This is a genomic window from Paenibacillus sp. J22TS3 (assembly GCF_018403205.1).
Taxonomy (GTDB): Bacteria; Bacillota; Bacilli; order Paenibacillales; family Paenibacillaceae; genus Fontibacillus; species Fontibacillus tuaregi.
In genome coordinates, this window is record NZ_BOSF01000004.1 from 368,432 (window position 1) to 393,778 (window position 25,347).

Consider the following 25,347-nt stretch of genomic DNA (forward strand, 5'->3'; position numbering starts at 1 on the left):
TTGTTTCGAGTTTTTCTAGAAGTTAATTTATAGATATGAAAAATAAAAAGAAAGGGAACGGTGTATATTATGAATCAAAGCGAGATTATAAAAAAAAACAGGGATTATAGTTTATTCACATGGGCTGTCCAGAATAAGGTAACCGGAACACCAATGGTATCTGGTAACGGGCTATTTGTATATGATGCAAATGGAAATAAATATTATGATATGCGTGCCGATCAGGCTAGCTGCAATGTAGGAAAACAGCATCCAAAAGTAATTGCTGCCATGAAAGAACAGATCGATAAACTTACATGTGGCTCTCCTCAATACTCATCTATTCCTAAGGGTAATTTATCGGAAAAGTTAATTAGTAAGCTTCCTGATAATTTTGGAAAGATCTTTTATACTAACGCGGGTGCTGATGCTGTAGAAAATGCAGTTAAAATGGCGAAAATTTACTCCGGTAGACAAAAGATTATCTCTCGTTATCGTTCATACCACGGTGCTACTGCTGGCGCTGCTTCGCTTACTGGTGATCAAAGACGATGGGCATCTGAGCCAGGTGTGCCTGGGGCTGTGAAAAGCTTTGCTCCTTACTGTTATCGTTGTCCATTCGGCAAAAAATCAAGATCTTGTAATTTGGAATGTGCTACTCACATTGAAGAGATTATGATGTATGAGAACCCATACAATATTGCAGCAGTAATTGTAGAAACCGTAATAGGTGCGAATGGTATGCTTCCTCCTCCTGATGGATATTTAAAAAAGCTAAGAGAGATATGTGACAAATTCAATATTTTACTTATCCTCGATGAAGTAATGGCTGGCTTTGGTCGAACAGGCAAGTTTTTCGCTTTTGAACATTATGGTATAAAACCAGATATGGTCGTCATGGCTAAAGGATTAACAAGTGGCTATATTCCTCTTGGAGCAGTGGCAGTAAGTACGGATATTTGTAACTATTTCGATGATAAATATTTACCAGCGGGTCTAACATATAGTGGTCACATTCTAGCTTGTGCGACGGCAGACGCTGTAATAGAGGTTATCGAAGAAGAACATATGGTAGAAAATGCAAAAAACATGGGTGAATACATTGATGAATGGCTCAAAACGCTTAGCCATAAACACCAGTGTATGGATGATGTGCGAGGTATTGGTTTAATGCGAGGTTTCGAGTTGGTTTACAGCAGAAAAACTCGCGAACCCATGTGTCCCTACTATGGAGGTGCAAGTCCTGTAGATGAACTGATTCGTTTTATGGAAGAGAATAGAATTTTATTTGGATATACCAAAAATATTGTACTAATTACACCTCCATTAATATGTACAAAAGAACAGATTGATGAAGTTATGTCTGTTTTGGACAATGGTTTATCTTTACTTGATAAATATGTGCACAAAGTTGATTGACAAGCACGTTCATTCATATTAGGGGGGGCATAATGCCATGAGTATTGCAGCATCATTAATTGAAGACTCTAAAACTTCTTCTAAAATAAGAAAAATAGTCGGGTTTGCTAGTGGTGGAATTTTTATTGATGGTTATATACTCATCATGATTGGTATTGCACTTGTTACCGCAGCGCCAGCACTGAGTATGAATGAAACTTGGATTGGTTTGGAGGCAATAGCCTCTTTGGTTGGTATGTTTTTTGGGGGATTAATAGGCGGTTATCTATCTGATTTTGTCGGCCGAAAAAAAATGTATATCATAGATTTATTGATAATGCTTGTTAGTTCATTAGCAATATTTATAGTACAAAGCCCTTTTGAGTTTTTTATTACGAGGTTAATAATGGGCGTTGCGATAGGTGCAGATTATCCCATATCCATGGCATTAGTAACAGAATTCACTCCCAAAAAACATAGAGGTGTTTTAAATGGAGCAGTAATAACCATATGGAATGTTGGAGCAATTGTCGCTTCAGCCATTGGATTCTATATGTTATCATGGGGTCCTGATTCATGGAGATGGATGTTAGGAAGTTCAGCTGTTTTTTGCATAATCTTATTGATTGGTAGATGGGATACTCCTGAGTCCCCCCGTTGGCTTGCAAGTAAAGGGCGAGTCGATGAAGCCTTATTAATTGCAAAGAAGATATGGGGAGATAATGTTACAATTGAAGACCTGCAGGAAGATCAAAAAAATAAAGCAAGTTTTGCCAAGCTATTTAAGAAGGAATATTTGGGAAGGCTTGTTTTCGTCATAACTCTGTGGTCCATTATTAACATACCACAGTATGCAATGTATAGTTTTGGGCCTCAAATTTTGCAAGCACTAGGATTGGCTGAAGGCAATCAATGGATTTGGGGATATGCTGCATTGACACTGTTCTTGCTCTTAGGCTGTTTTCCTGCACTACGATTAGTTGAAACTGTGGGTAGACGTCCTCTAGCTGTTTGGGGATATTTACTGTTAACGATACCTTTGCTTGTTTTAGGTTTTCTGCCAGAAGGAACGGGCATGATCGCCGTAATTTGTTTTGCTGTATACGCTCTCTTTAATGGGGGTCCAAATATTTTAACTGCAGTATATCCACTTGAACTATTTCCAACTGAAATCCGGGGGTCAGCTTTTGGCTTTGCAACTGCGATAACGCGTCTCTCGTCTGCCGTTGGAACTTATCTCGTCCCTGTTGCATTACTAAAAATAGGTGTCAATCAGACGATGATTTGGGCAGCAGTGTTATGTTTTATCGGTTTCTTGGTTGCATTAGTATGGGCTCCAGAAACAAAGAGAAAGACGCTACAAGAAACGAGTAGTCCAGGTAAAACCTTGAGATCCATTTAGAGCCCTTAAGCCAACAAAAAGATCCAGGAATTTTTCTCGATCTTTTTGTTGGCTTTGTTTACATAAACAAATAGTACACAATATTCAGTTTTTATGCCTGGCTTAAATATGCCCCAGAAGGTGGTACTGAAAATAAAATAAGAAGGAATGTAGTTAGTGATTTAGCATCAATACCAAAAATCAACTTTTCATTTAAGTATATTAAGGAAACAAAACAAACAATTCAAATATCAATGTACAGTGAAGAAAAAGCGATAGGTGTATCTAAAATTGATTGCCCAAATAACACAATAAAGAAAAGAAAGGGATTTCGGCAAACGGACCAAGTTCTTGTCCTACAAGTGACTATGTTCTTGTCCTCCGACACTTCTGAATGACTATAAAAGAAAATATGCAATAAATTATGAAGCTCTCCTTGAATAGTCTGTTGCATATGATGCGTCCCCCAGAACTTCCCACCCTTTGCTTCGTTTGGAAGATAAGGGTTTTGGGTAAGCTCCATGTAAACAGCTGTTAAAGGGAGGACGAGAGTTATGGAACACAATTCAAGAAGTTACGATAACCGGGGCGATCAGGAGTATGCGCAGTATAAAACTCTGACGAGCCACGATCCTGAAAACGACATTCCAGCCGATGATGTGCTTCCGCATGATACAAGGATCACACAGAGCAAAAGTGCATATTCCGAAGAGAGCTCAGGTGGCCTATTGGATGCTTCAGAGGACGCGCCGCTTGAGGATGTGCCTGATGCCGATGCCATCCAGGAGAATACTCCGGTGGACCCCGCATCCCCGCCAGAGATTATTATGCACGGAACCGACCTGATTAACGGATATGATGGCGGAGAGGATGAATAATCTTTAAATTCCCCAGATTTCACGCAGAATTAAATAACGCCCGCAGTTCTCAAAAGACAGGAGCTGCGGGCGTTATTTCTCTGCTGCTATAAACTAACCCAGGATCTCTTCAATCCGCATGAGTACCTCGCCCGGCAGAACGATGCCCGAAGCCTTCACATTCTCACCCACTTGTTCCGGCTTGCTGGCCCCTACCAGAGCGCTGGCCACATTCGGCTGGCGCAGAATCCAGGCCAGCGCCAGCTGGGTGAGGGATATGCCCAGCTCAGACGCAACGCCGGCCAACAGGTTCACCTTGGCAATCCGGTCCTCGGTCAGGCGAGTGCTGTCCCAGCCCAGCTTCGCCGCTCGGCTGTTCTCCGGGATCTCCCCGCTACTTGTGTATTTCCCGGTAAGCACGCCTTGAGCGAGCGGGGAATAGACAACCTGCCCAATCCCTTTGCGTTCACCCAGCGGAATAATCTCCTGTTCGATACCGCGTTCGAACATGTTGTAAAGTGGCTGGTTCACTACAATCCGGTCAAGCAGGTAGCGGTCTGCGGCGCCAAGGGCTGCCTCCATCTGTGCCGCAGTCCACTGGCTGACACCAACATACAGTACTTTGCCCTGGCGTACCAGGTCATCCAGCGCCCGCAGCGTCTCCTCCAGCGGGGTCTCGGGATGATACCGGTGGCAGTAGTAGATATCTACATAATCAGCACTCAGCCGCTTCAGGCTGGCATGGCATTGTTCGGTGATATGTTTGCGGGATAAGCCCTGATCATTAGGGCCATCGCCCATTTTGCCAAATACTTTGGTTGCAAGCACATACGACTCACGCGGATAATCCCTCAGAGTCTGGCCAAGCAGCTCCTCCGCTGCGCCTCGTTCATACACATTTGCCGTATCGAAGAAATTAACACCTTGATCATAAGCCGTACGGATAGATTGAACCGCTTTCTCTCTCTCGACATAACCGCCATAAGTCAGCCAGCTGCCCAAGCTGATCTCGCTAACCTTGAGCCCGCTGCCTCCAAGTCTCCGATATTGCATGCCAGAAGCCTCCTTCAAATTGGTTGATTGTTGGATAAGTCTTCTATTATTGTACCTATGTCCTGGTCAAAAACAAAATGACCCGCAGTTAGCGGATCATTCCTGTATATTTAATGAAGACTTTGCTGTTCACTTTAAATTTCAGTCGTTCGCTCATATCCGCCCAGTCCTTGAACTCGGTACGGTTATTCCAGTGGGTAGCCGCATAGCGCAGTCCCCAGCCGAACGGATCACTTCCGCTTTGCTGCACCTTCTCCAACGCTTTTTGAATCTTCTGATTCAGATCAGCCCCGGCTGCCGCAGACAGATCGTTAAGAAATTGCTCGGTTACAATGTTCTCTGTCTTGTTCTCCTCTAGTTCAGCAACCAGATTGATTTTGTACTCGATATAAGGCTCCCCGTCTTTAGTTTTTTTGATTTTGTAGCTTGCTTTGGAGCGTTCCACATTATAGGCATAGGGAGATCCGTTGTACTTGATATTAAAGTTCGTAAGTAAATTTTTTGTGGTCAGCAGGTTATAGAACCTTGTCTCCTCCGGATTCATTAGATAGCCGATCTTCTGCTTGTTGAACAAATAAACGGTGCTGATCTCGAATTCCTGCTCACTTTTGGCTTCAATTACCGGAAGAAGCGGATCGAGACCGGTCTCATCAAACCGTCTTTTAAAATTATAGAAAAAAACGGGCACGATAAATGGGGACTCGGTTCCATCTCTGCTGAGTGCCAGGAACAAGGAGTTGGCGGGTATCCGTTCCGAGGCCGGCTGAACTCCAAGCACTTCCTTGGCCGAAGGCTTGCCCACAGCACAGTACATCATCATCTGAATATCCCTCCTGCGCATCGCCCAATCCAGCGCATCGCGCAGACTGGTCTTTGCATATTTCTCCCCAAATATCAGGGCCTTGCAGTGTCCGAAATCGAGCTCCTTATCCACTCTTGACTTCATCTCGCGGACAGCTTCCGCGATGGTCTCCGATTCCTGGGTAAGCATCTGGACTTTCTCATCCGCTTTCTTCGGATCACCTTGGGGGATGGCAAGCTTTAGGGTTACCTTGATTTTGTTGGGGCTCTCATCAGACACATCTATGCCTATCGCCATAACAAACAACTTGAGGTCGATATCTTTAAACTTACACCCCTGGAGAGGAAGAAACAGAATAAGAGCCAGTATCATACAAGCTGCTTTCTTCATGTTTTTCTCCTCCTCCTCTTTAACCAGTAGGTAAAGTAGATACTCATGATCATCAACATTTCAGCGATAAAACGAACATCAAGAAACAGAAGCCCCAGATGATCCAGTGTAAACTGTCCCATCTTCAGCCCTAACAAGGCCACTATGGAAAATGGAATAATAATCCACAATTCAAGGCTCCGTTTCGGTGAAGTACGCTGTTTTCTTGAAACAAATATGCCCTTTGCAAATTCAAGCGCCACATGCCAGTGAACAATGGTGCTGACCAGAGAGAGCGTCAAATAAGTGAAATAAAATATAAACAGAATACGCTCAACTATGAAGGTTCTGGTTCTTAGAACGTCAGCGGTCGAGAACCAGGGGTACACATGCCTTTCGACCCCTATCGTTCCCAGATAGCCGATTGGAACCAGAAAAGATACAAGCAGGATCAGAAATCCCGCTACACCGATGAGCCAGAAATGTCTGACCCTTAAATTTTTAAATACCCGGTTGAACAAAGCCAGGTTAATATAACCCGAGAAAATAAACGTGGCTTGGGCAATTGAATCAAAAGAAGGCATCGTCCACGAATAGGTCACAATCTGCATGACCGCATCCCAGCTGAAGTACGGATTCAAAAGGCCCTTCAGCAGGAAGTAGATGATCAGCGGAATATTTAGGACAATCAGAACTTCCAAAGCATACATGATGGATTCTGAGGTTAAGCGGATCGACAAACAGACCACAACCAGGAAGCCGATCATAATGGTGAACGGCGGAACGTCTGAGCTGATATACCGGAGAGAGACATCCACGAAGGATAACAGGGTAATCAGTCCCGCGATATACCAAATCACGACATGGCCCAATAGCATTAAGATTGACAATATCCTTGGGTAATTCTCATTCAGGATTTCAGGCAAACCCTTCTGGGGGAATTTACTCATTCCTTTCACAAACAAGTATGTAAACAGTGTACCGATAGGTACGGCCACCAGAATGCTCATGATTGCCCCGCTGAACCGATGGGAGATCAACCCCCTTGGGACAAAATTAATGATATTAATCAAGGCATTGATCAGGAACAAATAGTAGAAATACTTCGATTTAACCATCCGTTCTCTCCCCCTTGGAAGAGCTGCTCACCTTGGCTCTATCGACGGCGAACATTCTGAAATAAGGCTTCCCGAAGCTGCGAAGCCCTGTTAAGTACATCACAACGCCCACCATGCCAAGGACAACCCCAAGAAGACCGTAAATCGTACCCAGAAAGATAAATCCATACTTGAGGACCCGGATCGTAAAGCCCATCATATTGAGCGGAATGACAAAGTTGGATATCGCTACAGCGGAGACGAGAATGATCATAATATTACTGACCAGCCCCGCCTCGGTCGCAGCCGTTCCCAGAATCAGACCGCCTACCGTTGTTGCCGTTGGCCCGATAGCCTTGGGCAGACGTAAGCTTGCCTCGGTCAGAAACTCCATCATCAGCAGCATTAGGATAACTTCCATAAACGAAGGATACGGAACCGTAGCCCGGCTCCCTGATACCAACAGCGCAATCTGTACCTTCCACACCTCGGTATTAAATGAAGTGAAGGCTACATAAAAGGCTGGCAGTGTTACGGTCATAATCAGGCCGATGTATCTTATAGTTTTGAGAAACCACCCTACAGGAAGCACTTGGAGCTTATCATCCATAGCTGTAAAGAAGTCGTTAAAGATAGCCGGAAGTATGACAGCATACCCGGCCGTATCCACGAGCAGAACAATCTTCCCTTCCGAAATATTGAATACGGCCCGGTCAGGCCTCTCTGTAACAATTGTCGTAGGGAACAGGCGGAACTTGTTGGCAGACAAATATTTGTCCAGTTCGGCCGCTGCCTGAAGAATATCAATGGCGATCCCCTCAAGGCGTCTCTTCACTTCAGCTAACACATCCGGATCAATTCGGGTCTGATCATACATAATCGCCACACTGGTTTTGGACTTATTGCCGACAGTGGTTGTCTCTACCTTCAAATCATGGGATTGATACCGTCTGCGGATCAGGTTCATATTCACTTCCAGGCTCTCGTTGAATGAATCCGAAGGCCCCTGTACAATAACCTCCGTCTGGGCATCCTGAACTGGTCCAGCCTCCACACGGACGGCTTCGAACAAATATATTTTGCCGCTATTAAAAACAATCCCCACACGCCCCTGCAGGATATAGTCCAGAATTTCCTTGATATCTTCGCTTGATGTGGTTCCGGGAAAAGAAGCGATGTAGTTCTCATAAGACTGCTCGCTTTCTGTCTCGAAAAAGGGGGTGAGAATAAAACGGTTTAAAGTAGCGGAATCACACACGCTCTTCAAATAGATCAGCTTAACCTGATGCTCGGCGGTGCACAAGCTGCGTTGTTCCAAGTCTGAACTTTTGGACAGCTTCTCACTAAGACTCTCGAGGAGGCTGTCTGGCTTCTTCCTGCTGCTTGGCATGGACTATCGCTCCTTGTCCTGGGATTCCCACCCGCTCGTGGTTTCCCTATTTTGGCACAAAAAGCATAAAAACATGCAAAAAAGGAGCAGCCCTTCGGGCATGCCCCTCTTCCTATGCGCTTATTAAGCAAACCCGGTTTCTCCCCGATTCCTTGGCAGCATACAGGGCCTGATCCGCTTTATCAAACAGCTCGTGAGCGTCTATATCCGGAAACACTGCCGCCCCTACCGAGACGGTAATCCTGAGAGTGCCCCCTCCTGGCAGGGCAAACACATGCCTCTCCACATTTCTGCGCAGCCTCTCCGCAGCAGTCTTGATTCTATCCCGGCCGCAGTGGTCCACAATCACAACGAACTCTTCCCCACCCTTGCGGGCGATGTGATCCTCTGGGCCAAACGTATCCCTCAGCACATGGGCCAGCTGCTGGAGGACAGCGTCACCCGCTGCGTGACCATAGGTATCATTCACCCGTTTGAAGTGATCAATATCGACCACAAGCAGCGAGAAAACCTCCGAGGCTGCCCTGCTTGTCACAACTTTGGATTCAAAGAAAGTCTGGAAGGCACGTGAATTATACAGCCCCGTAAGAAAATCCCTGTGCGCCGCTTCCCGCATCATATCTAGCAGATCATCGGATCTTCTCAAATACCGGAGCAAATAGTAGGTGAACAGCCCCGCCATTCCGAAGACGAGACTGTAAGGCAGTACGATCCTCAACACATTCTCCTGAAGAGTTACATAGAAAATCGCCATCGTAGAGACCAGAGAAAGCCCCACCACCATGGCCCACTTGGATAAATGATTGTTCTTGCGCGGGAGCAGCGAGGCCGCAATTACGTAGGTCAGCACAGCATTGAGCGCTGCCAGAACGGAGGCTGAGCTTATTCCGTGCAGGAAATACAAACGGTATCCTGCAATGATCAGCGTGGTCCAGAATCCGGACACAGCCCCGCCTAGGTACACGGACACGATTATGGCAATCTGCCGAAAGTCAGCTATAACCAGCTTGTTTACAGAAAAAGTGAACTGCATTAACAGCAGCCCAAATAATCCAAGAACAATACCGCTGACGAAGTAATCGACCGCCCGGCTCACCTTCCCTTTCAGATACCGGCTCCTGGCCATATTCCCAAAGAACAAGAAGGAGGTAAGCAGTGTAAAGTTATTAATCAGTTTCTCAAACATAGGATCCCTCACAAGATGTTCATCCCGCAGGATGCATGATGAAATGTCAGTATATATTAAACAGGTAGGATATTCTATCAATCCCATAAGAATGAACCTAATCTTTATAGGATATCATATACAACTATGAAGAAGAAACTCTTCAGGAACGAATTTCCAGGCCTGAGCCAAGGTTTCTCTCAGTTGTACAAAGAGCTATAATAGACTCTGAGACACTATCATAAAGGAGATTTATTAACTATGTTAAAAGCCATCAAAACCCGCCCGCTCCTCATCATCATGATGTTGATGCTCATCTTTGTCCTCTCCGCCTGCGGAGCGAAGAAAGGCGCCGAAAATGCCAAAACACCGGAAACGCCAGCAGCTCCATCGGAAAGTACCGGATCGCAAGCTCCATCAGGTAATGGCCAGGATGCAGCGACAGAATCGCTGGCCGACAAGATTGCCAATAAAGGCAGCAAGAATCCTGTTGTTACCATTGAGATGGAGGACGGCAAGATCATCAAGGCCGAGCTCTATCCTAAGGTCGCTCCCAATACAGTCAACAACTTTATTTCCCTCATCAAAAAAGGCTTCTATGACGGCACCAACTTCCACCGCGTCATCCCCGATTTTATGATTCAAGGTGGTGACCCGCAAGGGACTGGTGAAGGCGGTCCCGGATACAGCATTAAAGGTGAATTCAGTGAGAACGGATTCCAGAATGATCTGAAGCATACCCGCGGAGTTCTATCCATGGCCAGAACGAATGCACCCGATAGCGCAGGTTCTCAGTTCTTTATTATGGTTGCCAAGGAGTATCCAAGCCTGGATGGCAAATACGCTTCCTTTGGCAAGGTGACTGAAGGCATGGACGTCGTAGACTCTATCGTGAATCAGCCGCGAGATGCCAACGACGCTCCTAAAACGAAGCAGATCATGAAGAAAGTGACCGTTGATACCTTCGGAGTCGACTACAAAGAACCAGAAACCATTAAATAAAGGTGCAGGCAGGCGGGATTCGTGAGATCCCACCTGCCTTTTTTTCTCTTACTTATCCGTCTATATATCGTTTATGATGGGGAGTAGAATCTGCCCCCGAGGAGGATTATTCATGCTGGCTTCACTTTCAAGCTTAACCCGTTACCATCAAGGTGATGGGGATATATCAGATTTGCCCGTCTGGATGGGCTATATCGTGTCCGCTGAACAGACCGTCATTAATTTGGAACGCATTGACTCCCTGCAAGAACTCACGGATGCCAATCCTGTTCTTGATTATGTGGAGAGGACCCTGCTTATTCTGGACAGCCTCCCTCTCTCCTTCTGGATTAAAGAAGTTGTGGAAGAAGTCCTCATCTGGTCCGAGGTTGCGAAAGGCGGAACCCTCCGTCAGCGAAGAGACTGGCAGGGGCAAGGGATTAACCTGTTTGTACATAATATCGGCTCAGCCCAACTTTATCATAAGCATCATAAGGAATCCGGTGACCGTGAGTATATGATTCATACCTTAATCGCCACACACGGGTTGATTGGTCAGCAGATCCGAGGGGAAGTCCCTTCAGAGGAGAACCAGCCTTTACAGGATTTAATTCATAGAGGGCTTCTTACACCAGAGGAACTAGCCCGCCTGCTGGCTGCTCTCAATCAGTGCATTATTGCCGGTGTGAGTGTTGACTTATGGACCTCGGTCCAGCAGGAAGTGCTCGATCTGATCAACCAGATCGCGGCGTCATCCCAGCTTCCCGAGAGTCTGCTTCAAGACAGGCTGCGCAAGCTGCGCTCGCTCCAAGTACAGAAGGGCGAACGATTTGATAATGAGCTTGCTCAAGCTATGCAGCAGGTGGACCTGGAGAAGCTGCTTGCCCCGCTTCGACACCAGACCTTATGGTATGTGGAATCTGCCACTCAGGAATTCTCGCTGGACGATTTTCTCAAGATTCTAGTTCTGTCCGTTCAATGTGCCAATGCCCAGCCTGAGCCTATTCGTCATATCAGCTTTGAGCGCCTGATGAACCATATGTATTATGACTACAAAGGCATCAAGAAAGTTAATGTTTACAAACAACGAATTATCGAGAGACATTTGTCCGGCCTAACCTGGGAAATGATCTTAGATGGCAGAATACCAGAGAGTCCGCACCTGACCCATACGGTAAACCGGCTCCAGGAGCTCCCGGATACATTATTCTTCAATTTTGTGTTCTCGGCTGCAGCAGAGAAACTGATCGAGTTCTGCATTGAGGCTGAGAAGTCACCTCTTTACGAGAAAGCGGTGCTTATGCTGTTCGACCTGTTCGATTTGAGACGCGACGCTTATGATCGGTTCCATAATGAAGAAGAATATCTGTCGGACATGAATCAGACCTCGGACTACAAGAAGGTCATCCTAGATTATATTACCGGAGACCGTGTGCTTGATATTGGACCGGGCGGCGGCGTTATGCTCGACCTGATTGAGCAGGAGCTGCCTCAGGTCCAAGCAGTAGGGATTGACATCTCCACCAATGTGATTGAAACGCTTGAGCGGAAGAAGGAACTGGAGGGACACAACTGGCAGGTGATGAAAGGGGATGCCCTGAACTTATCCGGCTATGTGGAATCCGGACAAGTGGACTCTATTATCTTCTCCTCCATCCTTCATGAACTGTACTCCTATATTGAATATGAAGGTCGCAGGTTCAACCACGCCACTGTCGCCGCAGCACTTCAAAGCGCTTTTGAGGTTCTTCCCCTTGGGGGAAGAATCATTATCCGGGACGGCATCATGACCGAGCCGCTGGAGCTTATGCGGCGTATCCGGTTCCTCGAAGAGGATGGGCTGCAATGGCTGCAGAGATACCAGAAAGATTTCCGCGGACGCCAGATCCGGTTCGAGCTTATCGGAGACATGGAAGTCCTTATGCCAGTCAATGACGCTATGGAGTTCCTGTATACCTATACATGGGGGGAAGAGGCCTATGTCCATGAGGTCCAGGAGCAATTCGGATATTTCACCCCTAGCGCCTATGCCGACTTCATCCGCTGCACTCTGGGAAGTCGTGCCCATATCATAGAAAGCCGCCACTTTCTTCAAGAAGGCTACACCGAGGCTCTGCAAGGCCGGATCTTATTTATGGATGAACATGGCCAGCCAGCCTCTCTGCCAGACAGCACATGTCTCATTGTGATTGAGAAAAGTAAATAATTTGTAAAACAAGCTCATATTTTCCTTCTAAATTGTTACCGCAAGTTAACTGTACTGACACTCCATACATCAGGAAATTTATTACAATAGAGTTCGGAATCATACAAGTTTATGGAGGCGTACAATTTATGAAAAAATGGGTAGCAGCAGGAGCAGCATGTGTAGTAGCAACAGCAGTAATTTCAGCAACAGCATGGGCCAAATCAGGATTGAATCTGTTTATCAACGATATGCCCTATACGGCCGATTATTTGAAATTAAAAGTGGAAAACGGAACCACTATGGTGCCCTTGCGCAAGATTGTTGACGAGTTCAAAGGACAGGTGACAGCGGACAAGAACAATATCCGGATCACACTGCCGAAGGCTACGGATCTTGCCCATCAGGTCAGCCAGTTCGAGAGCGCTTTGGAAGCGACTACCCCTGAAGAGGCGGTAAACACCTGGATCAAAGGCATACAGAACCGCAATGGTTCCCTTCAATATGCAGTCCTATCCCCGGCTCTTAGAAAACAAACGCTCAAAGATTTCAATACCAACTACTGGGTGACCGGGGGGTCCAGCCCACATATGGGCAAAGTTCAGCTCCCTGCTCCCGTTAAGCTCTCCAAGGATAAGGTGCAGTTCACTTTCGAATATCCACTAGTTGTTATGGAAGAGAACATCGATAAGGGCAAAGCCCAAATTACGGTGCAGAAGCTGACCGAAAATGAGCGGGATCGCTGGGTTATTTCCAATATCAAGCTCAAGGTAATTACAGACACAGGCACGATGATTGGCGCCGAGCAATTGAAATAGGCAGTAAAAAGGGCTGTTCTAAGCAGATCAATTCTGCTTAGAACAGCCCTTTTATAACATCCGGCAGCCTTCAGGCAACTTCCTTGCCTGTCTCTCCCGGAATCAACTATTCAGCTGCGACTGATCCGGCCTCTTATTGCACCGTGGAGTTGAAGGACATGATCCAGATGGACCCGGCCACCACTGTGAACACAATAATGATACCTACGATCAGTGTCATGACATTCCATCTTGGTTTCTCTCCTTCACGGATATGCATGAAGAAGAAGAGCTGCACAATCAATTGCAGGATCGCCATGATCATGATCGTAATTACGGTCTGTGTCTTATTGAGCAGACCGTTCATTACAATCACAAGCGGAATGATCGTCAGAACGATGGAGAAGATAAAACCTAACACATAAGACTTCAGAGAGCCGTGGCCCTCGGCATGTTCATGTCCGGTTTGATGCTGACTCATCTTACATCACCCCCATTAGATATACGACGGTGAAGACAAAGATCCAGATGACGTCAAGAAAGTGCCAATACAAGCTTAAATTGGTTACTTTGCGTTTCGTCACTTCTGTGACACCCCGGCGTGCAAGCTGAATCATCAGGGCAATCATCCAGACCAAACCGATGGATACGTGAAGTCCGTGCGTTCCTACCAAGGTATAGAAGGAAGACAGGAATGCATTGCTGGAAATTTTGTGTCCTTCTTCCACGAGCAGAATGAACTCTTTCAATTCCAACCCGATAAAGACAGCACCAAGAATGGCTGTTACGGCAAGCCAGGAAATCAACTGCTTCACCTTGCCCTTATGCATGGCAAGCATCGCGAGACCGCTCGTAAAGCTGCTTGTAAGCAGGATGAATGTTTCTGCAATAACTCCTGGCATTTCGAACAATTCTTTGGCGCCAGGGCCGCCGTTCGTGTGCGTATGCAGTACGGCGTAACAAGCAAATAGAGTACCAAAAATCAGAATATCTGTAACGATGAAGATCCAGAAGCCAAGCACCTTCAGGGATTCATGACTCTCATGGGCTTCATGCGCGTGGGAATGCTCTGCTACCGCGTGTGCCATTAGACGGTCCTCCCTCTTAGAGCTGCCTCAGTGCGCTCAATTTCATCTACTGGAATGTAGTAGTCCGTGTCATAAGAGAAGGAACGTGCGAGCAAGCAGATTCCCACCCCAACCAGACCTGGGATAGCCATCCACATCCAGTCAAATACAAAGCCGAAGCCGGCAACAAACCAGCAGACTGACATGATGAACGGAATAGCCGAGTTCTTCGGCATGTGGATCGGTTCAAGCTTGACAGGTGCAGGCTTGATGCCTTTCTCCCTGTCTTCTTTCACTTTCCACCATGCATCGTCCGTAGTTACATGCGGTTCTACCGCAAAGTTATACATTGGCGCAGGTGACGGAATCGACCACTCGAGTGTACGTCCACCCCACGGATCTCCAGTGAGATCCCGCTCGCCATTCTTGATGCTGTAGCTGATCTGCCATACTTGGAAGATAAACCCGAGACCCATCAGGAAGGCCCCGACTGTGGACACCATGTTCAGCGGTGCCCAACCCAGATCCCAGCCTGTATCGGAACCGTAAGTGTACAGACGGCGGGTCATACCCATGAAGCCGAGTGCATACTGTGGCATGAAACATACATAGAAACCGATGTTCCAGAGCCAGAACGCCCATTTGCCCAGGCGGTCATTAAGTTTGAAGCCGAACACCTTCGGCCACCAGTAGTACATCCCAGCCAGGTAACCGAACACAACGCCCCCGATCAATACTTGGTGGAAGTGCGCGATCAGGAAGTAACTGTTGTGGTACTGGTAATCCGCTGGCGCAACCGCCAGCATGACCCCGGTGGCTCCACCAACCACGAAACAAGGAATGAAGCCGAGGGTCCACAGCATCGGCTGGGAAATCGTAATCCGTCCCCGGAACATCGTGAACAGCCAGTTGAATATCTTAACCCCTGTCGGGATACCAATGACCATGGTCGATATCGCAAAGAATACGTTAACGTTCGCACTCGATCCCATCGTGAAGAAGTGATGGACCCAAGTGAAGAACGATACAATACTGATAAGCATCATGGAGAATACCATCGATTTGTAACCGAAAATCTTCTTCTTCGAGAAGGTTGCCACAACCTCGGAGAATATCCCGAATGCCGGAATAACCACAATGTATACCTCAGGGTGCCCCCACATCCAGATCAGGTTGACATACATCATCGGGTTGCCGCCCATATCCATTGTGAAGAAGTGCGCTCCCAGGAAACGGTCCAGGAAGAGCAGTGCCAGAGTAACGGTCAAGATTGGAAACGCGAAAATAATCATGATCGAACTGGAAAGTACAGACCAGGAGAACAGAGGCATCTTCATCATCTTCATGCCTGGCGCGCGCATCTTAAGGATGGTTACCAGGAAGTTGATCCCCGTCGCCAGGGAACCGATACCCGAGATCTGAATCCCCCATATATAGAAGTTCTGTCCTACACCCGGACTGTGCGACAATTCAGACAGAGGCGGATAACTGAGCCAGCCCGCATCAGGAGAACCCCCGATAACGAAAGACAAGTTGAACAGCATAGCCCCCATCAGGAACAGCCAGAAGCTCATAGAGTTCAGGAACGGATAAGCCACGTCCCTTGCCCCCAGCTGCAAAGGTACAACCAGATTAAATAAGGCAAACATCAGCGGCATCGCCATGAAGAGGATCATGATCGTACCGTGTGTTGTAAATACAGCGTTATAGTGATCTGCCTGAAGGAACTTCATGTTCGGCAGAGCAAGCTGTGTCCGCATCAGCAGCGCATCGACACCACCGCGGAACAGCATCAGCAGTGATGCAATGAGATACATGATACCGATTTTTTTGTGATCGACGGTTGTAATCCATTCCGTCCAAAGCCACTTCCACTTTTTGAAATACGTCAGAACAAAGACGATAGCGATACTCGTCAATACGATGGCAACATCCGCACCATAAATCAGCGGATCACCGGTGACGAAAAAAGTGGAGGCGAACTCTTTAATATTTTCCCACATTACGTAACCCTCTTTCGCCTAACATTATGGTTTTGATGTTCCGTTGTAACTGCCGGTTTCGGTACTGTCCATGCCATGGTTCATATACATTCCACCGTTTTTAAATACAACTTCCTTATACAGATCCTCCGGATAGGAACCGAAGAATTCCTGCTTCGCCGTTCCTGGTTTGGCCAGTTGGGCGTACCCTTCCTTGGTCAAAGCAGGTGAGGAAGCTTGAACCTCTTTCACCCAGTCGTTGAACTCGGCTTGCGGTTTGGATTCAACCTCGAACTGCATATGCGCGAAGTCCCGTCCTGTAAAGTTCGCACCAGAGCCAAAGTACTTGCCAGGCTTATCGGCTTGAAGCCAGAGCTGCATCGCCATTCCCGGCATCGAGTATTCCTGACCGCCAAGCTGTGGAATCCAGAAGGAGTTCATCGGCGCATCAGAAGTCAGTTGGAAACGTACTGGAACGCCTGCAGGGATCTGCACGTAGTTCACAGTAGCAATCTTCTGTCCCGGATATTGGAACAGCCATTTCCAGTCCAGCGAAGTAACCTGAATCGTAATCGGATTCGCATCCGTTACCGGAGGCTTCGCCAGCTTGTACGTGTCCCGTGCGGTGAAGTATCCCAGGACAATAATAATCACAATTGGAATCCCCCACCAAATAGTCTCGAGCAGCTTACTGTCGTTCCAATTCGGCTGGTAAGGCGCATCGTTATCCGGCGTATCCCGGTATTTCCATACGATGTACACCATGAGCACAATGACTGGAATCACGATAGCCATACATATGAGTCCTGTTAGAATGATCAGCTTCTGCTGAACTTCAGCAACAGGTCCTTTCGGATCAAGCACGATGAACTTATCCCATCCGAGGGCAACGGATACCGCGATGATCAGCGCATAACTGAGGACCAAAATCGTGAGCAGTTTCCAGCCGGACCGCTTGCTTTTCATATTCCCATCACCTCTTCATCAGGTACAGTCTGAAGGCGGTTTTCCGCAAATTCAAACTGCACTTTATTAATATTAATACCCATACACACCAAAGCTGTTTCAGTTTAGCAGATTGCATGTGAGATTTGTCACGTTTTAACCAAATCGTCATAAATTGATTTGCACAAATCGGGATTATTTTCACGAAGTGTTCACAACTATTAATATGGACGCAAAAAAACCCTTTAAGACATGTCCTAAAGGGTTTTTACAATTTTGTTTCAACCCACCATTACGATATTCAACGGCTCTCTTTATTGGAGTTCGATTGAACCAAATAAATGGAGGTTCCAATGGTATACACAAACACACTGGCGATCATGCTGCCGAGTCCGCCCATAAGAGCAAGGTTGCGGTCATTGAATTCGCTCAGATTAAAAAGGCAAAGGACAACGCCAAATATAAGAAGCGCCCAGGATATTACAGTCATATAGAAGGCAACGGTGTAGCCATCATCTTTCATTTGCTGAACTTTGCTGAAAGGATATACTTTGGCTGACATATTCATCACTCCTGGTTAAATGTTGAAAGGGGTTACTTGATGTATTAAGTATACCACAAAAAACGAAAAATGTTCATAATTTGTTCAAATTATTTTTATAATTCCGTCACAATTTGAACTTGTGTTAACTTATCATTCACTTACCCCTTCCCCATGAAGCGAAACATATCTTCACCGTGCCCCTCATGGTATAATGTGGTCGGTTAAGCCTGAATTAGATGTCAAGAGGAGTAGATTACATTGGAACAGAACCCGGCTGCTTCAGAGCCGAATCACAATATAAGCGCAGAAGCTGTTACAGATTTGTGTCTCCTGGCTGGAAAAATTATGCTGCAAAGCGGGGCTGAAACCTACCGGGTTGAAGATACGATGGCACGGATTGCAAACAGCCTGGGAAGGCCCCGTCCACACAGCTATATCACACCGACAGGAATCATGTTCCAGTCGGACAGCGAGGCTTCCTCCAAGCTGATCGGAATTTCAGAACGCACCACTGATCTGCAGAAGGTTACCGCCGTGAACCTGATCTCGCGCCAGCTCAGCGCTGGCGACATTGATCTTGAGGGGGCCAGAGAAGCTCTGATGGATATCGACAAGGCCGCTCACGCCTTTCCGACCTGGCTGCTGATTACGGCGGCTTCCATTGCCAGCGCCTGCTTCATGATTATGTTCAAGGGAGGCTGGGACGATTTCCTGCCTTCCCTGATCAGCGGAGGCATCGGCTATTCGGCCGTCATTTATTTTCAACAGCTGGTACGGGTCAAGTTCTTCTCCGAGCTGTTCGCTTCCTTCCTGATCGGTTTAGTCTCGCTGCTGCTCGTGCGGGCAGGCATCGGATCATCCCTGGACAAGATCATCATCGGTTCAGTGATGCCTCTTGTCCCCGGTCTTCTCATTACGAATGCGGTACGCGATTTAATGGCCGGACATCTGGTATCCGGGCTAGCCCGCGGAGCAGAAGCCTTTCTGACCGCGTTTGCGATCGGAACCGGTATTGCGGTTGTGTTTTTATTTTTCTAGGATGAAAGAGGTATTTCCATCATGATCTTGGTTGCTCAACTGATTGTCAGCTTCATCGCATCTTCCGCATTCACCATTCTGTTCAATGTCCCGAAGCGGGCCCTTCTTCAGTGCGGGCTGGTCGGCATGCTCAGCTGGGTTATCTATCTTCTTCTGGAGGACTTTGGCCCCGTTGTGGCCTCCCTGTCCGCCAGTGCCTTTGTGGGAATTCTAAGTCTGATATTTGCGAAAATATACAAGATGCCTGTGATTATCTTCAGCGTGGCCGGAATTATCCCATTAGTTCCTGGAGGCCTCTCTTATGACGCCATGCGAAAGTTTATGGAGAACGATTATAATAGCGCTGTCCAGCTGGCCGCCAAGGTCTTCCTCATCTCTGGAGCCATTGCCATGGGCCTGATCCTGTCCGAAGTTCTTAACCAAATGTTGAGAAGAGCCAGACAGGGCAGGTAACGGACTTAAGTTATTCTAGGTTTGGTTATTCTAAAAAGAGTATCCCGAGAATCTGGACGCATTGCGAAGGGCGGGCCACACGTCCCCACTCTCCCCGCCCACATACCAATAAGCGAAACCGCCGATATGACGGCTTGCTCCCAATAGATATTTCCTTGTCAGGGAGCGGCCGTCTTCCATCCAGATCCGGTGCCGTACAGAACCGGTCTTATACGAAGCGGCATACTGCTGCAATGTGCTGTCCCATGCCGGCTTCAGCCTGTAGGTGCTGACCCGTTTATTTTGCTCAGGCAGGGAAATATCTGCTGACGAGGCCGCCGTGCCGTCTGTCTGAAGCGCCCAATCCCGGGTGTACAAAGGCAGGGCAACTATAACCTTAGCTGCCGGCACACGGCCAAGCAGCTTATCCAGCCCGCTTCTCACCCAGGGCAGCGAAGACACCGATCCAGGGATCGGGTCTCCATCCCAGTGTTCATCATATCCCATCAGCACGACATAATCTGCATACTGACCAATGGCCGTATAATCAAAAGCTTCGGTCCAGTCCGTGCCAAGGTCCGGCGAAACGCACACGGACAGCACTGCCTTCTCCGCATGAAGCCGGGCAGCAAGCTTCTGGATAAACAGGGTGAGACCGGCCTTATCCTCAGGATAAATATTCTCGAAATCCATGTTGATTCCGCCGAGCCCATATTTCTTCACGAGGTCCCCAAGCTGCTGGACGACCGAAGTGGTTTTGGCGGAATCGGCCAGGACTGTGTGGGTGGCATCCGCATCAAAGCCGTTCCCCAGCATCGCCCACACCTTCCTGTTATGCTGATCTGCCCAAGTAATCATGGCACGGTTCACGTATGAACTAACCATACTGTTATCCTCCAGGAACAGCCACCGAGGCGACATGACGTTAACCGGCGAATTCAGCACGCTCTGTTCATACTGGGCGTTGGTCTGCCCATACTGCCATCCCAGCTGGATACCAGCCGCAGGCGCGCGGCTGATCTCGTCAGCCCAGTTCTTGTTCTGAAGCACCCGGGCCATCAGAACCGCGGTCTCCTCCCGGGTAATGGAATCATTGGGCCGAAACTTCCCCTGATCCCCCTGCATCAGCCCCAGCTTCTGTGCGGCCGCCACGGAGGGTGCCGCCCACGGGGCAATTTCATCGCTATCTATGAAAACATTGGCTCCGTCCTCTGCAGAGGCTGTCATCTTCAGCGACCGGACGAGCCATACCGCAGCTTCTTGGCGGGTCAGCGGCTGCTCAGGCGCAAACGTGCCTGAACCCGTGCCCTCGGTAATCCCGATATTGACGGCGGCCTGAACGGTACTGTAATACCACCTGCCCTTTGGCACATCCGTAAACGCGGGTATCGCACCTTGGACGGGCTCAAGCTTAAGCAGCCGGGCAAGAACCGTCAGGCTCTCTGCCCGTGTAATCGGCCTGTCCGGCGAGAACAGGGTTGGCGAAGTTCCCAACATAATATTATCCTTGTAAAGACTAGCAATCTCATTTCTTCCATAAGCATGGTCAATGTCGGTAAAAGGTAGATTAACCGCCTCCGCAGATGCCCTGTTCCGCACGTCTGATACCCCTAAGCTGCCCGCACACACCATAGCTGTAATGACCAATATCCATCCGGCCTTCCCCTGTCTCACACTGCCACCTCTTCCAGAACACTGATTAAACCTCGCCGCCATACTATCAGAAAACCCTAAATCTATCGATGCGCAAATAATGGTAGAAATTAAATATCCCTTTTCTTGAAAGCGGTGTCTCCAAGATGTATGGTTAGAGAGTATGAAATCGCATCCGAGGAGGTAAACCTATGAAAATCATGCCACTTGAACAAAGAGGAATCTCTACCAGCCGCCTTATCCTAGGCTGCATGCCGTTCGGCGGAGGCTGGAATGAAGAACCGGTTAGAGAAGACCACGTCCTGCAGGCCGAAAGAGCTGTGGACGCTGCGCTGTCCATTGGAATATCCATGTTTGATCATGCGAACATCTATACCCGCGGCAAAGCCGAAGAGACTTTTGGGAAGCTGCTGAAAGTCAGACCCGGCCTCCGGGAACAGATCGTGCTTCAATCTAAATGCGGAATCCGTTTTGCCGAGGGCGACATTCCGGGGCGCTACGACTTCTCCAAGGAACACATTCTGGAGTCCGTCAATGGCATTCTGCAGAGACTCGGGACTGACTATCTGGATATCCTGCTGCTTCACCGTCCAGATCCGCTCATGGAACCAGAGGAAGTAGCCGAGGCGTTTGGCAAATTGAAATCTTCCGGCAAAGTCCGATATTTCGGGGTTTCCAATATGAGCGCCGCTCAAATCCGATTCCTGGAGAAGGCACTGCCCGAGCCTCTTGTGGTTAACCAGCTGGAGCTCAGTCTGGAGCGGCTCGACTTCGTGGATCAGGGTGTACATATTAATCAGAAGGCCGGAACCGCCGTTAACTTCGCCGAGGGGCTGCTTGAATACTGCCAGTCCAACCGCGTACAGATACAATCGTGGGGGCCTCTGGCTCAGGGTAAATTCTCAGGCCGGTCTCTGGAGGATCAGCCCGAGAACATTAAGAACACAGCGGCGCTTGTGCAGCAGTTGGCCCAAGAGAAGGGCACCACAGCCGAAGCGATCGTGCTCGGCTGGCTCATGCGCCACCCTGCCATGATTCAACCGGTTATCGGGACAACCAATCCAGAGCGGATACAGGCCTGCCGGGATGCGGAAGCCCAGTCCAGACAAATGACCCGCGAGGAATGGTATAAGCTGTATGTCACCTCTCGCGGCGTAGCTCTGCCGTAAACCAGAAACGCGGCTGGACTAAGATCAGCTGATTCAGGTCCAGGTGCCAGGGTATTTAACTACTGAATTGTATAAAATACAAACCAGTTTAAGGAGGATACCCGAGCATGCCAGAACAACGCCTGAAAGGAAAGGTTGCCGTCGTCACGGGGGGGAGGATCAGGAATCGGGGAAGCGGCCGCGATTCGCTTTGCCGAACATGGAGCAGAGGTATATCTATTCGACCGCACTCCCGAGAATGCTGCGAAGACCAAGGCAAAGATTGAACAATCCGGAGGCCGGGCATACGTAGTGGAATGTGATATATCCAAGCCCGGCATGATTGAGGAAGGATTCAAGCGTGTCAGTGAACAGTCCGGCAGGCTGGATATCGTATTTGCCAACGCCGGCATCAATGGTGTTATGGCTCCTATCGAGACGATGGGCATTGAAGATTGGGATCAGACGATGAACATCAACCTTCGGGGAACCTTTGCAACCGTCAAATATTCAGTTCCCTACCTTAAAGATCATGGCGGTAGTGTGATTATCACCAGCTCCATTAACGGGAACCGTGTGTTCTCCGGCATCGGCTTCTCAGCCTATGCCTCGACCAAGGCAGCCCAGGTTGCCTTCATGAAGATGGCCGCTTTGGAGCTGGCCCGCTACAAAATCAGAGTCAATGCGATCTGTCCAGGGGCCATTGACACCAATATCAATGAGAATACGTATCCCACGGACGATCTGGAAAAGGTCAAAATTCCGGTGGAATTTCCAGAGGGCAGCCATCCGCTTGAAGATCAGCCCGGCTCTCCGGCCCAGGTAGCCAACCTGGTGCTGTTCCTGGCAAGTGACGAGTCTTCCCATGTGACGGGGACTGAGGTTTACGTGGACGGAGCGGAATCCTTGCTGCGCGGATAAGCCATCGAAGAATGAAGGCGCCCCTTCAGTGGGGGGCGTTATAAAACACAGAAGCCCTGACCTAGTAGGTCAGGGCTTCTCCATATTTAATGAATGTTGGGTGATTAGAGAGAGAATTACTTAAAATGCTTGTGATACCATTCAGCTGCCGCGTTGACTTCTGTCTGTGTAAGCTGGTGCCCTCTTTGTTCCCAGTGAACTTCAACGGAAGCATTCGCCCCTTGAAGCAGGGAGGCCAATTCCTCCGTTTCCTGTGGAGTACACAACATATCGTTCGAACCTGCTCCAATAAAGACCGGGATATCTGTAAGATCAGGAAGTGGAATTCCTCTCCGGGGAACCATCGGGTGATGAAGAATGGCCCCTCTTAATGAGCCGGGTTCATGGAACAGCAGACTGCCCGCAATGTTCGCCCCGTTCGAGTAACCAAGAGCGATCAGATTCTGCCGATCAAAGCCATATTGCTCTGCAGCAGAGTCCAGGAAAGTATTCAATTCCTGTGTGCGGAAGATCAAGTCCTCCTCATCAAACACGCCTTCAGCCAATCTCCGGAAGAAACGCGGCATGCCATTCTCCAGCACGTTGCCTCTTACACTAAGATAAGAAGCTCCGGGATCAATCAGCCCGGCCAGCGGAATAAGATCATGCTCCGTTCCTCCTGTCCCGTGCAGAAGCAAAATCACAGGCGCTGCGGAATTTACACCTTTTTTGAATACATGAATCATTGTGCATCCCCCTCCAATACACGGACGTTGAACGGAAGCAGCCCCGCTTCAATCTCCGCCCTGTGCGGTTCAAACCAGCTAGGCAGCATCAGCTTCTCACCGAGCGACTCCGCCGGCTCGTCATTATCAAATCCTGGTGTATCTGTAGCAATCTCAAATAGAATTCCACCGGATTCCCGGAAATAAATCGCGTTAAAATACTGCCGGTCCTTAACTGGTGTCGGATTATATCCATTCTCGAGAATGTGGGCTCTCCATTTCGCGTGATCCTGGTCATCCGCTGCACGCCAGGCGATGTGATGGACGGTTCCGCTTCCGCCCCTTCCCCAGCCTACCGGGCTGGCATTTACATCAATGAGATTACCAATATCCCCTTGAGCACGGAACCGGACCATACCGCTATCCTCTCCAACTCGGTCAAGCCCCATAACATTCTGCAGAAGAGCCATGGTCTCTGCCGGTGCTGTACTTAGCAGCTGGGCGCCTCCGAATCCCTTGATCGCTTTGTCGGCCGGAACCCCGCCGAATCCCCACTGGCTTAATGCCCCTTCCGAGCGCTCCACAAGCTCAAGCTGAAGACCGTCATGATCTGTGAACTGCAGATACGATTCCGTGAATCTTTCCGCCTTAGTTACAGCAACTCCCAAACGGTTCAGCCGCTCCTCCCAGAAAGAAAGAGTTCCTTCCGGCACCGCAAAAGTTATTGTGCCCACCTGTCCCCCGCCAATTTTGCCTAAGCGGGATTCGGGCCAAGGGAAGAACGTGATCGCCGTACCTGGACTGCCAATATGATTGCCGAAATAGAGGTGATATACTTCTGGCGCATCAAAATTTATCGTTTGTTTCACCAGTCTAAGCCCAAGTACGCCAGCGTAAAAATCAACATTATCCTGTGGATTGCGAACAAATGCGGTGATGTGGTGAATACCTGCGGTTTTTTGTGTCATAGCTAGGACACTCCTTTTATTGTTATTTGCGAAATCAATTTTAGTTATCTTTAATTTGAATATCTTTAATTTAAGATAAATATACACCCGTTTACTTCCCACGTCAAGCCCCTTGTTCAAAGTGAAGTTTGAACTCGGATGAAAGCGGTTAATGAGGCGTACATCTTCTCTGTTAGTATGGACAGATTGGTGCACAGGCCACTTGGAGAGAAGCAGACGGAACCCTTAAACAAGCCTGGAGATGCCATAAGCTGCGGAGAGAATGAGCAGTTCCAATCCGGTGCGGACCAGACACAACCAGAATTTGAACCCACACTTGGGATTCTGGAGGTTTCATCTTAACTCCATGAACCGATTCTATTAACCTTCAGATGAAGCAAAGGGACGCTGCCCGCGTCCCTTTGCTTTATCTTATCTTCAACTTTTCTCTAAGCTCTATGCGCAGCAGCTAACCGGCGGTAACTATATTTTACAAAAAACTTAATTTCAAC

General features: G+C 48.2%; 23 protein-coding genes and 1 pseudogene. 11 read left to right on the forward strand and 13 right to left on the reverse strand.

Annotated features, from left to right (window positions below; all coding sequences use genetic code 11):
- The first annotated feature begins 69 nt into the window (after nt 1–69).
- The 3 genes from KJS63_RS15165 (at nt 70) to KJS63_RS15175 (ending at nt 3,636) form a co-directional block, all read left to right on the forward strand.
- Nucleotides 70–1,398 carry an aminotransferase class III-fold pyridoxal phosphate-dependent enzyme gene (locus tag KJS63_RS15165; RefSeq protein WP_213619866.1) on the forward strand — a complete coding sequence of 443 codons (1,329 nt, stop codon included), beginning with the start codon at nt 70–72 and terminating at the stop codon, nt 1,396–1,398.
- 37 nt (nt 1,399–1,435) lie between these two features.
- Nucleotides 1,436–2,779: an MFS transporter gene (locus tag KJS63_RS15170; RefSeq protein WP_213619867.1), complete on the forward strand. Its 1,344-nt coding sequence runs from the start codon at nt 1,436–1,438 to the stop codon at nt 2,777–2,779.
- Between the two features lie 533 nt (nt 2,780–3,312).
- Nucleotides 3,313–3,636 (forward strand): hypothetical protein, encoded by a 324-nt coding sequence (locus tag KJS63_RS15175; protein ID WP_213620096.1) that lies wholly within the window; start codon nt 3,313–3,315, stop codon nt 3,634–3,636.
- A 93-nt stretch (nt 3,637–3,729) separates the two neighbouring features.
- Here KJS63_RS15175 and KJS63_RS15180 read toward each other — a convergent pair whose 3' ends face one another.
- The 5 genes from KJS63_RS15180 to KJS63_RS15200 form a co-directional block, all read right to left on the reverse strand.
- On the reverse strand, nt 3,730–4,668 hold the full coding sequence (locus tag KJS63_RS15180) for an aldo/keto reductase family protein (protein WP_213619868.1): 939 nt from the start codon (nt 4,666–4,668) through the stop codon (nt 3,730–3,732).
- An 88-nt stretch (nt 4,669–4,756) separates the two neighbouring features.
- Nucleotides 4,757–5,860: a Ger(x)C family spore germination protein gene (locus KJS63_RS15185; RefSeq protein WP_213619869.1), complete on the reverse strand. Its 1,104-nt coding sequence runs from the start codon at nt 5,858–5,860 to the stop codon at nt 4,757–4,759.
- Nucleotides 5,857–6,957 (reverse strand): GerAB/ArcD/ProY family transporter, encoded by a 1,101-nt coding sequence (locus tag KJS63_RS15190; protein ID WP_213619870.1) that lies wholly within the window; start codon nt 6,955–6,957, stop codon nt 5,857–5,859. The genes KJS63_RS15185 and KJS63_RS15190 overlap by 4 nt, the downstream gene beginning before the upstream one ends.
- A complete protein-coding gene (locus KJS63_RS15195) occupies nt 6,950–8,326 on the reverse strand; it encodes a spore germination protein (RefSeq protein ID WP_213619871.1) in 1,377 nt (458 codons plus the stop codon). Before KJS63_RS15195 ends, KJS63_RS15190 begins: the two co-directional genes overlap by 8 nt.
- 112 nt (nt 8,327–8,438) lie before the next feature.
- Nucleotides 8,439–9,512, reverse strand: coding sequence for a GGDEF domain-containing protein (locus tag KJS63_RS15200; protein WP_213619872.1), 1,074 nt, complete (start codon nt 9,510–9,512; stop codon nt 8,439–8,441).
- Between the two features lie 240 nt (nt 9,513–9,752).
- Here KJS63_RS15200 and KJS63_RS15205 point away from each other — a divergent pair, with 240 nt between their 5' ends.
- The 3 genes from KJS63_RS15205 to KJS63_RS15215 all read left to right on the forward strand — a co-directional run bounded on the left by KJS63_RS15205 (nt 9,753) and on the right by KJS63_RS15215 (nt 13,475).
- Nucleotides 9,753–10,493, forward strand: a complete 741-nt coding sequence (locus KJS63_RS15205; RefSeq protein WP_213619873.1) for a peptidylprolyl isomerase — start codon at nt 9,753–9,755, stop codon at nt 10,491–10,493.
- Between the two features lie 112 nt (nt 10,494–10,605).
- On the forward strand, nt 10,606–12,678 hold the full coding sequence (locus tag KJS63_RS15210; protein WP_213619874.1) for a class I SAM-dependent methyltransferase: 2,073 nt from the start codon (nt 10,606–10,608) through the stop codon (nt 12,676–12,678).
- Between the two features lie 128 nt (nt 12,679–12,806).
- Nucleotides 12,807–13,475, forward strand: a complete 669-nt coding sequence (locus tag KJS63_RS15215) for a hypothetical protein (RefSeq protein WP_213619875.1) — start codon at nt 12,807–12,809, stop codon at nt 13,473–13,475.
- A gap of 133 nt (nt 13,476–13,608) precedes the next feature.
- Here the strand turns inward: KJS63_RS15215 and cyoD are convergent, their stop codons facing one another.
- From cyoD to KJS63_RS15240, 5 genes are all read right to left on the reverse strand, one after another.
- Complete coding sequence (cyoD, locus tag KJS63_RS15220; protein ID WP_213619876.1) at nt 13,609–13,935, reverse strand: cytochrome o ubiquinol oxidase subunit IV; 327 nt, start codon at nt 13,933–13,935, stop codon at nt 13,609–13,611.
- Nucleotide 13,936: 1 nt separating this feature from the next.
- Nucleotides 13,937–14,542, reverse strand: coding sequence for a cytochrome o ubiquinol oxidase subunit III (gene cyoC, locus KJS63_RS15225; RefSeq protein WP_068615015.1), 606 nt, complete (start codon nt 14,540–14,542; stop codon nt 13,937–13,939).
- Complete coding sequence (locus KJS63_RS15230; protein WP_068615012.1) at nt 14,542–16,524, reverse strand: cbb3-type cytochrome c oxidase subunit I; 1,983 nt, start codon at nt 16,522–16,524, stop codon at nt 14,542–14,544. Before KJS63_RS15230 ends, cyoC begins: the two co-directional genes overlap by 1 nt.
- A 24-nt stretch (nt 16,525–16,548) precedes the next feature.
- A complete protein-coding gene (locus KJS63_RS15235; protein ID WP_213619877.1) occupies nt 16,549–17,469 on the reverse strand; it encodes a ubiquinol oxidase subunit II in 921 nt (306 codons plus the stop codon).
- A gap of 280 nt (nt 17,470–17,749) precedes the next feature.
- Nucleotides 17,750–18,010: a hypothetical protein gene (locus KJS63_RS15240; protein WP_068615010.1), complete on the reverse strand. Its 261-nt coding sequence runs from the start codon at nt 18,008–18,010 to the stop codon at nt 17,750–17,752.
- A 327-nt stretch (nt 18,011–18,337) separates the two neighbouring features.
- Between KJS63_RS15240 and KJS63_RS15245 the strand changes: the two genes are divergently transcribed.
- The gene (locus KJS63_RS15245) at nt 18,338–19,030 is read left to right on the forward strand and encodes a threonine/serine exporter family protein (protein WP_213620077.1); all 693 of its coding nucleotides are present in this window, start codon (nt 18,338–18,340) and stop codon (nt 19,028–19,030) included.
- Nucleotides 19,031–19,051: 21 nt separating this feature from the next.
- A complete protein-coding gene (locus KJS63_RS15250) occupies nt 19,052–19,483 on the forward strand; it encodes a threonine/serine exporter family protein (protein ID WP_213619878.1) in 432 nt (143 codons plus the stop codon).
- Between the two features lie 30 nt (nt 19,484–19,513).
- Here KJS63_RS15250 and KJS63_RS15255 read toward each other — a convergent pair whose 3' ends face one another.
- Nucleotides 19,514–21,136, reverse strand: coding sequence for an S-layer homology domain-containing protein (locus tag KJS63_RS15255; protein WP_244862615.1), 1,623 nt, complete (start codon nt 21,134–21,136; stop codon nt 19,514–19,516).
- Nucleotides 21,137–21,306: 170 nt separating this feature from the next.
- Between KJS63_RS15255 and KJS63_RS15260 the strand changes: the two genes are divergently transcribed.
- Both KJS63_RS15260 and KJS63_RS15265 read left to right on the forward strand, forming a co-directional pair.
- Complete coding sequence (locus tag KJS63_RS15260) at nt 21,307–22,284, forward strand: aldo/keto reductase (protein ID WP_213619879.1); 978 nt, start codon at nt 21,307–21,309, stop codon at nt 22,282–22,284.
- A gap of 107 nt (nt 22,285–22,391) precedes the next feature.
- Nucleotides 22,392–23,184: pseudogene (locus KJS63_RS15265) on the forward strand (SDR family oxidoreductase).
- Nucleotides 23,185–23,300: 116 nt separating this feature from the next.
- Here the strand turns inward: KJS63_RS15265 and KJS63_RS15270 are convergent.
- Together KJS63_RS15270 and KJS63_RS15275 are read right to left on the reverse strand one after the other, a co-directional pair.
- Entirely contained in the window at nt 23,301–23,909 is a 609-nt protein-coding gene (locus tag KJS63_RS15270; RefSeq protein WP_213619880.1) for an alpha/beta hydrolase, read from the reverse strand.
- Nucleotides 23,906–24,856 (reverse strand): ring-cleaving dioxygenase, encoded by a 951-nt coding sequence (locus KJS63_RS15275; RefSeq protein ID WP_213619881.1) that lies wholly within the window; start codon nt 24,854–24,856, stop codon nt 23,906–23,908. The genes KJS63_RS15270 and KJS63_RS15275 overlap by 4 nt, the downstream gene beginning before the upstream one ends.
- A 138-nt stretch (nt 24,857–24,994) precedes the next feature.
- On the opposite strand from KJS63_RS15275, the gene KJS63_RS15280 reads away from it, so the two are divergent.
- On the forward strand, nt 24,995–25,198 hold the full coding sequence (locus tag KJS63_RS15280; protein WP_213619882.1) for a hypothetical protein: 204 nt from the start codon (nt 24,995–24,997) through the stop codon (nt 25,196–25,198).
- The last annotated feature ends 149 nt before the right edge of the window (nt 25,199–25,347 follow it).

Bases quoted from the DNA above. Each gene is read 5' to 3' on its own strand.
- KJS63_RS15250 (WP_213619878.1), top strand. From the start codon at position 19,052: ATGATCTTGGTTGCTCAACTGATTGTCAGCTTCATCGCATCTTCCGCA.
- KJS63_RS15200 (WP_213619872.1), bottom strand. From the start codon at position 9,512: ATGTTTGAGAAACTGATTAATAACTTTACACTGCTTACCTCCTTCTTG.
- cyoC (WP_068615015.1), bottom strand. From the start codon at position 14,542: ATGGCACACGCGGTAGCAGAGCATTCCCACGCGCATGAAGCCCATGAG.
- KJS63_RS15270 (WP_213619880.1), bottom strand. From the start codon at position 23,909: ATGATTCATGTATTCAAAAAAGGTGTAAATTCCGCAGCGCCTGTGATT.
- KJS63_RS15175 (WP_213620096.1), top strand. From the start codon at position 3,313: ATGGAACACAATTCAAGAAGTTACGATAACCGGGGCGATCAGGAGTAT.
- KJS63_RS15190 (WP_213619870.1), bottom strand. From the start codon at position 6,957: ATGGTTAAATCGAAGTATTTCTACTATTTGTTCCTGATCAATGCCTTG.
- KJS63_RS15165 (WP_213619866.1), top strand. From the start codon at position 70: ATGAATCAAAGCGAGATTATAAAAAAAAACAGGGATTATAGTTTATTC.
- KJS63_RS15245 (WP_213620077.1), top strand. From the start codon at position 18,338: ATGCTGCAAAGCGGGGCTGAAACCTACCGGGTTGAAGATACGATGGCA.
- KJS63_RS15185 (WP_213619869.1), bottom strand. From the start codon at position 5,860: ATGAAGAAAGCAGCTTGTATGATACTGGCTCTTATTCTGTTTCTTCCT.
- cyoD (WP_213619876.1), bottom strand. From the start codon at position 13,935: ATGAGTCAGCATCAAACCGGACATGAACATGCCGAGGGCCACGGCTCT.
- KJS63_RS15280 (WP_213619882.1), top strand. From the start codon at position 24,995: ATGAAAGCGGTTAATGAGGCGTACATCTTCTCTGTTAGTATGGACAGA.
- KJS63_RS15240 (WP_068615010.1), bottom strand. From the start codon at position 18,010: ATGTCAGCCAAAGTATATCCTTTCAGCAAAGTTCAGCAAATGAAAGAT.
- KJS63_RS15180 (WP_213619868.1), bottom strand. From the start codon at position 4,668: ATGCAATATCGGAGACTTGGAGGCAGCGGGCTCAAGGTTAGCGAGATC.
- KJS63_RS15170 (WP_213619867.1), top strand. From the start codon at position 1,436: ATGAGTATTGCAGCATCATTAATTGAAGACTCTAAAACTTCTTCTAAA.
- KJS63_RS15260 (WP_213619879.1), top strand. From the start codon at position 21,307: ATGAAAATCATGCCACTTGAACAAAGAGGAATCTCTACCAGCCGCCTT.
- KJS63_RS15210 (WP_213619874.1), top strand. From the start codon at position 10,606: ATGCTGGCTTCACTTTCAAGCTTAACCCGTTACCATCAAGGTGATGGG.
- KJS63_RS15230 (WP_068615012.1), bottom strand. From the start codon at position 16,524: ATGTGGGAAAATATTAAAGAGTTCGCCTCCACTTTTTTCGTCACCGGT.
- KJS63_RS15205 (WP_213619873.1), top strand. From the start codon at position 9,753: ATGTTAAAAGCCATCAAAACCCGCCCGCTCCTCATCATCATGATGTTG.
- KJS63_RS15195 (WP_213619871.1), bottom strand. From the start codon at position 8,326: ATGCCAAGCAGCAGGAAGAAGCCAGACAGCCTCCTCGAGAGTCTTAGT.
- KJS63_RS15215 (WP_213619875.1), top strand. From the start codon at position 12,807: ATGAAAAAATGGGTAGCAGCAGGAGCAGCATGTGTAGTAGCAACAGCA.
- KJS63_RS15235 (WP_213619877.1), bottom strand. From the start codon at position 17,469: ATGAAAAGCAAGCGGTCCGGCTGGAAACTGCTCACGATTTTGGTCCTC.
- KJS63_RS15275 (WP_213619881.1), bottom strand. From the start codon at position 24,856: ATGACACAAAAAACCGCAGGTATTCACCACATCACCGCATTTGTTCGC.